11 protein-coding genes are annotated in these 12,178 nt (G+C 40.8%); 8 read left to right on the top strand and 3 right to left on the bottom strand.

Annotated elements, in window-relative coordinates; translation table 11 throughout:
* Positions 1-140: 140 nt before the first annotated feature.
* Positions 141-1,325 carry an esterase-like activity of phytase family protein gene (locus V7K44_RS20435; RefSeq protein WP_334933776.1) on the bottom strand — a complete coding sequence of 395 codons (1,185 nt, stop codon included), beginning with the start codon at positions 1,323-1,325 and terminating at the stop codon, positions 141-143.
* Between the two features lie 68 nt (positions 1,326-1,393).
* Complete coding sequence (locus V7K44_RS20430) at positions 1,394-2,854, bottom strand: TM0106 family RecB-like putative nuclease (protein WP_334933774.1); 1,461 nt, start codon at positions 2,852-2,854, stop codon at positions 1,394-1,396.
* Positions 2,855-3,160: 306 nt separating this feature from the next.
* Between V7K44_RS20430 and V7K44_RS20425 the strand changes: the two genes are divergently transcribed.
* The 8 genes from V7K44_RS20425 to V7K44_RS20390 all read left to right on the top strand — a co-directional run bounded on the left by V7K44_RS20425 (position 3,161) and on the right by V7K44_RS20390 (position 9,996).
* Positions 3,161-3,610 (top strand): HIT family protein, encoded by a 450-nt coding sequence (locus V7K44_RS20425; RefSeq protein WP_334933772.1) that lies wholly within the window; start codon positions 3,161-3,163, stop codon positions 3,608-3,610.
* A 103-nt stretch (positions 3,611-3,713) separates the two neighbouring features.
* Positions 3,714-4,901, top strand: coding sequence for an aminotransferase class V-fold PLP-dependent enzyme (locus V7K44_RS20420; RefSeq protein WP_334933770.1), 1,188 nt, complete (start codon positions 3,714-3,716; stop codon positions 4,899-4,901).
* 133 nt (positions 4,902-5,034) lie between these two features.
* On the top strand, positions 5,035-6,117 hold the full coding sequence (locus V7K44_RS20415; protein WP_334933768.1) for a glycosyl transferase: 1,083 nt from the start codon (positions 5,035-5,037) through the stop codon (positions 6,115-6,117).
* 216 nt (positions 6,118-6,333) lie between these two features.
* Positions 6,334-6,747, top strand: coding sequence for a secondary thiamine-phosphate synthase enzyme YjbQ (locus tag V7K44_RS20410; RefSeq protein ID WP_334933766.1), 414 nt, complete (start codon positions 6,334-6,336; stop codon positions 6,745-6,747).
* Between the two features lie 291 nt (positions 6,748-7,038).
* Positions 7,039-7,788: a hypothetical protein gene (locus tag V7K44_RS20405; protein ID WP_334933764.1), complete on the top strand. Its 750-nt coding sequence runs from the start codon at positions 7,039-7,041 to the stop codon at positions 7,786-7,788.
* A gap of 32 nt (positions 7,789-7,820) precedes the next feature.
* Positions 7,821-8,609 carry a Nif3-like dinuclear metal center hexameric protein gene (locus V7K44_RS20400; protein WP_334933761.1) on the top strand — a complete coding sequence of 263 codons (789 nt, stop codon included), beginning with the start codon at positions 7,821-7,823 and terminating at the stop codon, positions 8,607-8,609.
* A gap of 281 nt (positions 8,610-8,890) precedes the next feature.
* On the top strand, positions 8,891-9,109 hold the full coding sequence (locus V7K44_RS20395; RefSeq protein ID WP_334933759.1) for a hypothetical protein: 219 nt from the start codon (positions 8,891-8,893) through the stop codon (positions 9,107-9,109).
* A gap of 575 nt (positions 9,110-9,684) precedes the next feature.
* On the top strand, positions 9,685-9,996 hold the full coding sequence (locus V7K44_RS20390) for a DUF6679 family protein (RefSeq protein ID WP_012408115.1): 312 nt from the start codon (positions 9,685-9,687) through the stop codon (positions 9,994-9,996).
* Between the two features lie 54 nt (positions 9,997-10,050).
* On the opposite strand, the gene V7K44_RS20385 is transcribed toward V7K44_RS20390, so the two are convergent.
* Positions 10,051-11,721, bottom strand: a complete 1,671-nt coding sequence (locus V7K44_RS20385; RefSeq protein ID WP_334933757.1) for an MBL fold metallo-hydrolase — start codon at positions 11,719-11,721, stop codon at positions 10,051-10,053.
* Positions 11,722-12,178 lie beyond the last annotated feature (457 nt).

The following is a 12,178-nucleotide window of genomic DNA, read 5'->3' as shown; positions in this document are numbered from 1 at the left end:
CGTAAACTATAAATAAGCTAGATAAAGTTACTTAGTAGATTCCGTGAATACACAGGAATAATCAAAAATAACTAAATAGAAGTCAAGCAAGCGGCGATGTCTACAACGGGCTACGCCTATGCACTTTTATTTCTATACGGTTAAAGGTTAAAATTTGGGATGAAACGGCGTAATAATCTAATAAGTGGATTTTCAATTTTAATTTTAAAGGCCAGTATTTGGGTGCGTTGTAAGGAGTTAAAATTGTTATCACTGATAAGAATTAATGATTGTTGACCATCCGGTAGTTTTGGGCCAAGAGTTAAGCCTTCGATGTTGTCTAGCAGTACATCTAGTTTTCTCAAATCTAACAGCAGTTTTTTCTTAATAGGTTTAATATTTTTGGAGTCAACTGCTAAAAGGCTATCAATATTATGAATATCATCAGCTTCTTCTAAAGAAACCTGAAATAAGGAAATCGCAAATCCTAAACCAGTAAAAGACCTTTCTAAACTTAAGAAGTGTCCTTGATTATCGAGAGCAAGAAAATCGGGTAATCCACTAGCGAATTTGCCAATCAGATTCAAAAATGGTGCAACTGGTTCAGTTTGGTAAAGAAATTCCTTTTCTGGCTGGTTGTTGAGCAAGTTGTATTGCAAAATGCGGCAAGGACTACCGATGTTAGGTTTAGCTGCGACACCATCTTGAATTAGAGCATTTTCGGTGGCTGTGAATAGATGCTTTTTATCAGGTGTGATGGTGAGGCTTTCAAAAGCAAAATTGTTGCGAATCCCTTGTTGACTAGTTTTATCTGGCAAAAATTTGTTTGGGATGGGGAGTGCTACAATTTCCTTGCCAGAAGATAGTGAGAACTCTTTAATAAAAGGATTGATTAATTTTGCAGCATTGCCTTCAGAAGAAATAAACACAGTTCCTTTATTAGTTAAGGCAATACCTTCTGTATCAGTTTCACCAGGGCGAAATGTTTGACCATTTTCATTTATTAATGTGGTGACACTGACTGGGGTAATTCCATCTTTTTGTAGTAAACCTTTGCTCAAATCGATTTTTAATGTGTAGAAACGAGCGGCAGCTTTTTGTCCACGATCATCGGAAATAGCGTAATACAGGTTATCTTTGGCATTATATGTAATTCCAGATAAACCTCCAACTTCAGTTTTTTTTAAAATTAAACCTTTGGGTAAGGTGGCTTCCCCGATAAATTCTATACTCCTGACTTCAACACCATTTGACGGTAAGTTTGTGAATACGACACTAATAATTAGAATCGGGATGAGAAAGTAAAGAATTCGTGGAAATACAAATATTTTTTTAAGTAACCGCATGGAAAACTATTGCTAAATTTTTAAAATCATAAACAAAATAGTATTGAGTAATCATTAGTCAACATTCATTAAGCAAGTTGCAAACCATATTCATCTTGAAAAAAGTTGACAAGCCAATCTTTCACTTTATGGGTAGCGCGGCAATCATCTTCGTTGTAGCGTTGGATAATTTCTAATAAGGTGCGATCGCCTGTTTCTAACCATTGATCGTACCAGTAAATACATTTAGCACCACTGGCTTCTTTATCACGCCAATCAAATCCTATCCAACGAGCGATCGCTTTCAAGGCATAGCTTTCTACCGGTAATGCTACACTTTGGGTTAATTGTTCATACACATCCACAAATCGATTCAGTACAGGACGCACTAAGGAGTGTGGAGTACCGTAAAGTTTTGCTAACCGTTTGACTGTATCAAACTCGTAGACACAAAAATGATAAATTGGCGCTTCGGGATATTGCCAAACCAAATCTAAAAATTGCTGCCAAACTAATTCTTCGTCTTCTGGTTTGTCTGCTAAAAAGGAATAAAATTGTTCTGTATTATTTTGTCTATTAACAACCAAAACTCCTAAGAGATAATCTAAATCTAAGTCTGGCTGGGCTTCAATATCAAAATAAAGCTCTATAGGTGCTGTAAATGTAATATCTTGTGTTGGTAGCGGATATGGTAAAATTAATGGCCGTTTTTCTAGTGCAGATTGAGCTTGCACTACCAATTTGGGCGCTACTTCGCTGTCGAAACCAAGTAGCTTTTCTAAGCTGCTGGGACTGGTGTTAGCAAGAGATTCCAGTGTGGTAATGTCTAAGGCTTGGAGTTGAGTGTAGCGAAGGGGTGTTACTCCTGGTAGCAGTGAGAGATGTTTTTCAGATTGAGCGATCGCATAACATTCACTATACCAATGGCAAAAATTGCACTTTTGGCGAGAAATAAACACCTCTGGCGGATTCGGTGACTCTAAAACTTGAATAAATTCCTCCAGAATCTGCTGCATCCGTGGTGTCCATTTGCACAGATCCACTGCATAATTCTTATTTTTGGTTCGTAATACGAGCGAAGCTGTTTCAGGTGCAACTCCCTGAACTGTTGCCAACACTTGGGCATGAAATGCAGCGACAACCTGATATTCTTGCTTAGGGCGCTTACCCAGTTCAATATTCGCCGGGATATAGATCCAATCTCCAAAATGGGATTGTCCTGGTTGTTTCACGAGTAAATCTGGACGACTTAGCAGAGTGTCTGCTTCGGAATAAGTTGCTAACAGTACTCCTTTATAGATGTACTCAACTCCCTGCTGCATCAATTCTAAAGTTGCCTTCTCTGCCTTTTCCCAGTTTCCATAAGAATAATCTGGTTGGTGATAAGTCACCTTTGTCAAAATACTCAACTGATGAGCGATTTTGTCCTGTTGCAGTTTCCTTAGCAACTCATTGGGGGCATCGCGCTGACTTTTGTCACCGTGGATATCTAGAAAAGGTCGGCGTTTACAGCGTTGGTATTGCAGTAGGAGTTCAGCATTGATTAGCATCCTTTTAAGTTAACAAGAATTAGCAAAATCTGGGAGTAACTGTGACAATTAAAATTTAGAAGTGGCGATACCTTCTCTGCGTTCGCGCAGCGTGTCGTAGACAGACGCTACGCGTAGCTTGCCTTCCCGTAGGGGTACGGTGGGCTACGCCAACAAATCCACGCTTAATTTGCTGTTTATTTTATACTGTCAACAGCTACCTATTGGCGTAAACAGCATAAACGTTTGCTTTTCTCCTAAATTACAACAGGGAGAGTAACAAAACCACGGTTTGTCCATTATTACAAGGGTACATGACAGAACAACATGAATAAACCGTGTCTCATCTGTGAGCGTGTCACACTCTGGAAAAACGGTCAGAATCCCTACTTTATCCACGAATTCGAGCATTCAATCTTTGTGATTGGCGATCATCAATTTCATCGCGGATATTCCCTCATTCTTCTAAAACAACATATTCGAGAGTTGCATGAACTTCCCCCAGGTATCCAGTCTGCCCTATTTCAAGAGGTGATGCTGGCAGGAAAAGCTCTTGTTAACGCTTTTAATCCGTGGAAAATGAATTATGCCTGTTATGGAAATGGTGAGCCACATATTCATTGGCATCTCTTCCCCCGTTACGAGTCCGATCCAGACCGCAAGGCTAATCCGTGGCATCATGTCTCAGAGTTCAAACACCATTTGATTACTTCTCAAACAGCCCAGAATTTAGCACATAAAGTCACAGAACATTTATCGTTACTGATTACGAGATGAAATTTAGCAGTGAGGACTTAAATTAATTTCATCGCTTTTATCACAAAGTGCAAATACTTTTGAATATCAATAACCTGCAAACAGCAGATATCCCTTGTGAATTATGACTAGTATTTCTACATCACCAATCAAGCTGCATCGAGAGCAATTTCCTGCTTTAGCGAACAAGGCTTATTTTAACTATGGAGGACAAGGACCGATGCCCCAAAGGGCAATGGATGCGATCGCCCAAACTCAAGCTTATGTTCAAGAAATAGGCCCTTTTGGTAATGAGGCGTATAGCTGGATAGCGCCTCAGACTCAAGCTGCTAGAGTTGTGATCGCTTCCGAATTTCATGCACCATCTGAAACAATTACTCTCACCCAAAATGTCACTGTTGGCTGTAATATCGCCATGTGGGGCATCGAATGGCGTGCTGGCGATCATTTGCTACTCTCAGACTGCGAACATCCAGGCGTGATTGCCACAGCCCAAGAAATCTCGCGGAGATTCGCTGTGGAAGTTACCACGTGTCCCCTAAAAGCGACTTTAAATGAGGGCGATCCGGTAGAAGTTATTGTCCAGCATTTACGTCCCAATACCCGTCTTGCGATCTTGAGTCATGTTTTCTGGAATACTGGTCAAGTTTTACCTCTTGATAAAATTGCCGAAGTATGCAGAAAGAATCATTCTTTTTTACTGATAGATGCTGCCCAATCTGCTGGTTTATTGCCTTTAAACTTGACTGAATTGGGAGTAGATTTTTATGCTTTCACTGGTCACAAATGGTTATGTGGCCCTGCCGGTGCTGGTGGCTTGTATGTCCGACCAGAAGCACGAGAAAGCCTGAAACCTACCTTTATTGGCTTGAATGGCATTGTTGTGGATAGTCAATCTCAGCCTGTGGATTGGCTGCCAGATGGGCGACGATACGAGGTTTCTACATTATCTTATCCGTTGTATCTTGGGTTAAAGGAAGCGATCGCAATTCATCAACAATGGGGAACGTCACAGGAACGTTACGAGCAAATTTGCCATAACAGTGAGTACCTCTGGCGACAATTGACGGCGTTACCTGATATTAAATGTTTGCGAACTTCTCCACCTGAAAGCGGTATAGTCTCCTTTCAATTTGACAATAATCAACCTCAAGCTCATTTGAAGTTGGTGCAATTTTTAGACTCACAAAGGATATTAACTCGGACAATTGCCGATCCTAGCTGTATACGTGTTACCGTTCATTACTTTACTTTAGAATCGGAAATCGACTTATTGATTGAGGCGATTCAAAGTTTTTGTAAAATTAGTTAAAAGTTAGTAATTGTAAGTTATAAATGTGAGTGAAAATTATAATTTTCACTCCTAACTATGCAGATTTTAGATTTTTACGTCAATCCAAAATCTAAAATCTAAAATCCAAAATGGAATAACTCCTAACTTAAAAATGGAACGCCCAATCTTATACTTAGCTATAACTAACCACGGCTTTGGTCATGCTACCCGCACGGCTTCTGTAGCCGCAACAATTCAAAAATTATGTCCAGAAGTTCTGCTAATTGTGGTAAGTACTGCCCCACGCTGGTTGCTAGAGTGCTATATAGAAGGCGATTTTATCTATCGTCCTCGTGCATTTGATTTGGGTGTGGTGCAAACAGATAGTTTGATAATGGATAAAGTAGCGACTTTAGAAAAGTTGCTGGATATTAAGAAGCATCAAAATTCGCTGATTGCCTCAGAAGTAAATTTTATCCGCCAAAATCGCGTTAATCTTATCTTGGCAGATATTCCCTTCCTCGCTCCTGGGTTTGCCAAAGCGGCAAATATTCCCTGCTGGATGATGAGTAACTTTGGCTGGGACTTTATCTACCGAGATTGGGGAGGTGAATTTACCGCAGTTGCAGATTGGATTAGTGATTGGTATGCAAAGTGCGATCGCTTGTTTCGTCTCCCTTTCCACGAACCAATGCCAGCCTTTAACAATATCACAGATGTCGGCTTAACAGGCGGTTCCCCCCGTCACTCTGCTGATGATTTACGTTCTCTGTGGAGAATAACTACACCAGTCGAAAAAACTATTTTGTTGACCTTCGGTGGGTTGGGTTTACAGCAAATTCCTTATAATAACCTACAGCGATTTCCAGATTGGCAATTTATCGTATTCGATCAATCTGCTCCTGATTTACCTAATTTAGTGAAAATTAATGACCGTAAATACCGCCCTGTAGATTTTATGCCTATTTGTGGGCGAGTCGTCTCTAAACCTGGTTATAGTACTTTTTCGGAAGCCACAATACTAGGATTACCAATTGTCACTATACCGCGTGAAGACTTTGCCGAAGCAACTTTTATAGTAGAAGGCATAACTAATTATAATCAGCATCAAATCATCACCCCATCTGAGTTTTTTCAAGGGACTTGGAATTTTCTCCATGAGTTACCCCAACCTCCAAAGCAATCTCAACCAATTGCTAAGGATGGTAATGAAGCGATCGCTAAAGCTGTGATCAATTATTTACAGACAAAATAAAGTTGTTCAAAACAACATCAAGGCTGTAATGCTATCTCCAACCATAGATAAATAAATCTACGTCTTAAGAATACAATTTACAGATGTTAGCTGACTTGAAAAAGATTTATAATAACTATACCCAATCTAGCGCTCAACTGACGACAAAACAATATCCAAATCAAGCAGATTGAACTGCTAACTAGCTTTTATTGTCATCAATAATTACTGTTTTAAATGACTCACTACCAAAAGTTACTAAAAATTTCTACCACTAGCAAATCTTTTTACAACATCACCGCAACAATTGCAGCCGCAGTTGCAGAATCTGGAGTTGAAACTGGTCTTTGTACTTTATTTTTGCGCCATACTTCAGCCAGTTTAGTGATCCAAGAAAATGCCGATCCTGATGTTCTTGTGGATCTAGCGAATTTTATGTCAAAACTCGTGCCAGAATCAGGCAAATATATCCATGATGCAGAAGGCCCCGATGATATGCCAGCACATATCCGTACTGCACTCACCCACACTTCCGAACATATCCCCATTAATCGCGGCCACCTAGTACTAGGAACTTGGCAGGGAATTTATATTTGGGAACACCGCCAACGCAGTCATTCTAGAGAATTGGTTGTTCACATTTCTGGATAGCCGATTCTCAAGTTTTATTGAAAGTGTGCTTTTGTAGAGTTTAAATACTCTGGTTATACTATCTACCTTTTGGATATAATCTCCTAAAATCACGGTGATATGCATTAAAAAAATATCGCCTTGATAAATTTATCATCACAATTATTGATGCAAAACTAACCAGATATGCATTAAATATTTCGTATATATTTGTAAATCAAAAAGTTAAGTTTATTTGTGATTATTAAAGAATCCGCTTATGCCGATATACACTAATATTTAGTGTAAGCTGTCTGGGCTATTACTATTACTATGAAGCAAGAACTAACACCAACTAATACTTTTCAACTTATTGATGAAATCCTTGCCCAGCAGTCTGTGAACTTATTGTCACTTAGTCCCCAAAAAACATTAATTACCAGCTTTGCAGAATTGGGAAATTTGATTGCGGAACAAAATACCGACATTCAAATTATCACAACTATTCAAGAAACTCTCGAAAGCATAGTCCGTACTCAAATAAAAAATTTTCCAGAAAACATATTTTGGGATTTTGATTTTCTGGTAAGTAGTATGCTTAGACAGGCTTTAAATGCAGATGAAGGCGCTATTCCTTTCTTAAAAGTTTTTGGTGAAAAGATGGTTTGTCTGACAGAACTGTTCGGAAATCACACGGAAATACGCTTCCGTTACGTTCATGATTTTATCTATGGATTTGACTGGGCAAGATGGGTACAAAAAGAGCCACAAAAACGCGCACATATAGAACCTTTTAGTCTGGTATTTTTGGATTATTTGCTCGTCAAAGGTAAGGAACTTTTACAACGTATTAATCATGGTCAGGTCGTATCTTATAAACTGTGTGAGACGGGCTACCGCAACCCCTTTATCTTTTCTCGTGAACCAGAAGATGAATACCGTCTGCTAACTTATCTTGCTGAAGAAGAACTTATTCCAGTAGCAGTATGGAACTGGAATGCTAGCCCTGTATGGAATAAACCTTTCCAGGAAATGCGCCAGCAATTAGCATTAAAATTAAATATTCAACCACAGAGACGCTGATTAGCAATTAAAAATTGCTGAAGAAAATAATTATGAAAATTGCTGATTTAATTAATTGGTTTGAAGCATGGGCTAATCCCGCTTGGTGTGAAAGTTGGGATAATTGTGGCTGGCAAATTGAACCAGGAGTTTTGCAGGAAGAAACACGGGTTTTGGTGTGCTTGACACCGACTTTGGCGGTAATGGAGGAAGCGATCGCAGAAAATGCTAATCTAATATTTGCCCATCACCCCTTGATTTTTAATCCCCTCAAATCTTTACGCACTGGTGAAGCGATCGCTGAAATGGTACGGTTAGCCTTTACCCATAATATTGGTATTTACACTGCTCACACGAACTTTGACCAAGTGCAAGATGGAACTGCTGACGTTTTGGCTCAGATTTTAGAACTCAAAGAAGTTACTCCCATAGTACTTACACAAGGAGGATTAGGATATGGCCGTGTTGGTTTGCTAGAGCCATTTCTGACATTACAAAAATTACTCGCCACCATTCAAACCCGACTTGCTCCCCCTAATTTGATTTTTTCCCCAAGTGCTGATTTACAGCAAACAATTTCACGAGTTGCGGTTTTGGGTGGTTCGGGGGCTAGTTACATTTCAGCCGTCGTCAAAACTGGCGCTCAAGCTTATCTGACTTCTGATTGTAAATTTCATCAGTTTCAAGAAAGTCGCGATCGCAATCTCATTTTAATCGATGCTGGACATTACGCTACCGAACGTCCGGCTTGCGATCGCTTGGTGCAAAAATTCCAGTCTTTAAACTTAGACTGGGTGCAATTAAGTCAAAAAGATGAAGATTTCCGCCAGTTTTTTGCTTGATTGCTGATGCTTGATTGTATTTTGTGGATGCTTGTCGAAAAAATTGATTGTTGTATTTTAATTTTGTTAAAACATTCAGCTTCTCAACATTGATACTGAAAATTCCTCTGCATTTTTATCTCTGTATATTAATAGACGGAGTATCGAAAAATCATATTGTGATGTAAATCACTGATTGAGCGTAATACTAATCACACAGTATTAATGTTTCATATCAATTAGTAACAGAGAAAAATGTTTCACACTAGACCTAATAATTTGCTCACTCTGCCTTAACCAAGATGATTCGCACAATTATCGCATCTGCTTTCCAAACGGGATATCTTAGTGTTGAATCTGAGGGTTTACTCCAGCAGGTGCTAGCCACTAAATGCTATCAGGCAGAGGATTTGCCAGAACTCGCAGCCCTATACGATGCAGTTCGCGCAGGAAAAATTAAACGAGAAGCATCCTCGTCGAACGTGCTTATAGAATTTCCTTTACCACATAAATCCTCCTGAGACTTCTGGAGTAAAATTTTCTCATGGTCTTTTCCCTCTACCTCTTCCCTTACGCTGTTGCCTTTTTTCAGACAAAAACCTGAAAAACTCAAAACTATTTGGGTGTTGTTGTTGAAAAGCATCAAGGTCAGCAAGAGAATGAGTTAAGATCAGATACAAGTGGGTAAAAGTAAAGCCAAGTCCCCGGACTTCCCAGTAATGCCAATGATTAAAAGTAGGCAAGTTAAACAACCGCAATCAACGATTGTTTTGGAGTATTCTTTATTACATAATGGTAGGAATGACTCACCAACAAATATAAACCTGATTAGGACAGGTACCGAATTGTCTGACTTCTATAGAAGCAGACATTCCCTAGAATAAGCCGGAGAGAAATTGAGTTCATTGGTAGAGCATCTGATTTATGACCCAACATTATCCTGATATTTTGACAACTAGAATCAAATCTTGGGATTGGGTTATGAAGCGTACTTGTTCTGAACAGTGAAATTAACCTCTTAAAGGTGTAATGTAATGGGGTAGAACCCAGATTTTGACAGGTTTAACTACGTTGTTTAAAAAGGCAGAAACAGTACATGCTACACCGCAAGATTTATCAACTGTGTTGCGATGGGCGCGAGGTATGTGTTTTCTTGCGGGACCAGCAACGCTGGATTGAACGCGCCCGCATCATAGACATAGAGGGAGATTTAGTGACCCTACGCTATGAAACAGAAGAAGAGGACGAAGTTTGTTCTTGGGAAGAAATGGTTCGCCTCGAGAGCATTGGTGCTGTAACGCAAAAATTGGCTTCAGTACCGCGCGGTAATGTAGAACCTCTGATGACTGAAGATTGTCCCGAAGCAGAGCGTATCCATAACCGTTACACTGACTCGAATCCAGAATAATTCAGTGCTGAGTGCCCAGTGCTGAGTAACAAATCCTAACTCAGCATTAAGCATTCAGGACTCAGGATTAGATAAGCGTTCAAAGGCAGGACAGTAACCTTCGAGAGTTACCTTAAAGTTATACAACGGGGAAGCTGGGTTCCAACACCGCTGCCCCCTTTGATGTCGGCAATTACCACAACAGTCTACATCTGTCCATGTATAGCGATCGCTGTTTTGGTTGAGCAGTTCTCGTTGAGACAATCCCCTTAATACTAATTCTTCCCCTTGCCAACGAGCTTCGATTAAACCAGTATCGGCAAATTGCCGCCAACGCGGATCGGCAGTAATCACATTGGGTAGGGTGATTGTGATTAGTGTTCCCAACTCTGTCAGCTCGCCTTCGTAGTTAGTCTCAGGTGCTGCCGGTTGTAAAAATGTGTCGCCGATGGGCAGTTCTACTAAGGTATCAGCCGCCGGTGAATGTACGTGGTAGCGGTTTTGCAACTCCTCTAAGCTAGTGAGGTCTGCCAAGTAGGCAGGAGAACCGTGGACAAAAACGACGTGCTGGGGTCGCAAATTATGAATTAGCTGCGTAGTACCAGGGCCATCACTATGTTGAGCTAAAAGATAGCTTTCGACAGTTGTGGGTGCTAAATATTCTTTGTTAACTTTTATATCAATTTTTTCTGGTAGGAGAATCAGCCAAGGGCCGGTGTCTAATTGGCAGTGTTCGCCTAAATCAGCTGTCGAGTCGGTGAGGACAATACAAGGTGACTTGCCCACTGTGGAACGATGTTCTGGTTGTAAACGACGCACGCGGGGACGTACCCGTTCATCCCAAAACAAGGGTTGATGGCGGGCGAAGTTCTGCACCGATGGGGGGAGATGGGATAGCAGTTCAAGATATGCATCACACCCAGTGGCGACAGCACCATCTACCCAGATATCTAAATCTCGTCCGGTGAAGTGGTGATGCGATCGCAAGAGCATTAATAATTCTTGACCCAATCCTAAAGCTGGGGTGGGAAGAATTACAGAACAATGCTCAGCGATCGCTCGATTAATTCGCTCGGCTAGTTGATTTTCTTGGTTGCGGCGGTGAGGATGACGCGATGTGCCATAACTACCTTCAATGATTAGCACATCCAAGTCTAAGCCCCGCAGTTCTTCTAAACGCAAACCTTCTACTAGTCGGGAGTTTGATAAGAAAAAGTCCCCTGTATACAGTAGCTTGTAACTACGCTGCTGGGTGGTGTAGGTCAGGAGAATTGCTACTGCCCCTGGTAAATGCCCTGCGGGAAATAATTCTGCCACCAAACCATCTTGGAATTCTACAGGCGATCGCAATGGCAATGCATGACAAAATTGGGAAATTTTCTCAGGGTCTTCGTCTAGCCAATTCAGTGGCAGTAACTTGCTAGTCACCTCACTACCATAAATAGGTAATTTGGGAAAAGCTTTATGCAGCGCCAGTAAGCCTTTGGAATGATCTGGGTGAGCGTGACTAATCAAAACTAAATCTGCTGGTAGGGGCGAACTAGTTCCACGTCCCGATTTAGTAAGCCCCTTAGCCAGCGATGAAATATCCTCAAAACCACAGTCCAACAGAATGCGGTGTGGGCCCATTTTCACCAATAAACACACGCCCTCATTGTCATGCTGGACACTATAGGGCAAACATTCTAATTCACTACCCGCTTCCGTAGCATCTACGCGAGAGGATGCCGACAGATTATCCCTCATGCTCTCCTCCCCTCAAACCTCATCATCATGGACATATCCCAAAAGCCAAAAGTTACACAAATTTTGGTTTTGTGACTTAGGGGTAAGTTTTATCGTGCGCCCCTACACCCTGAGAATACAGATTTTTGATTGGGGAGGACGCCTCCACGAACCCGCACTGGTTCGGAAAGGTGGGCTAACGAAAAGCCATCAAGCTAGTAAGTTAAGGAGTCTGGCTCTTGTTTTTTCCCTTTGCAAGTTCTGAGCTATTTTTAGTCAACTCACCCTACAGCAAGTCGCCAAAGGGTCTACAGACTTATCTCAATGTGCGGAGCCGTTACCGTGATAATCATCTGAATCATAGAATCCATTTTTCGTGCCAAAAAATAAGCACGAAAGCGTAAATATAACTGTTAATCCAGCTAGAATCAGCTTTACATCCATTTGTCTGCTGCCCTTTACTCAAAGACTTTCCTAT

The sequence above is a fragment of the Nostoc sp. genome, from assembly GCF_036917235.1.
GTDB lineage: Bacteria > Cyanobacteriota > Cyanobacteriia > Cyanobacteriales > Nostocaceae > Nostoc.
Note: the sequence above shows the minus strand (reverse complement) of the source record. Positions and strands in the feature narration are given on the sequence as shown.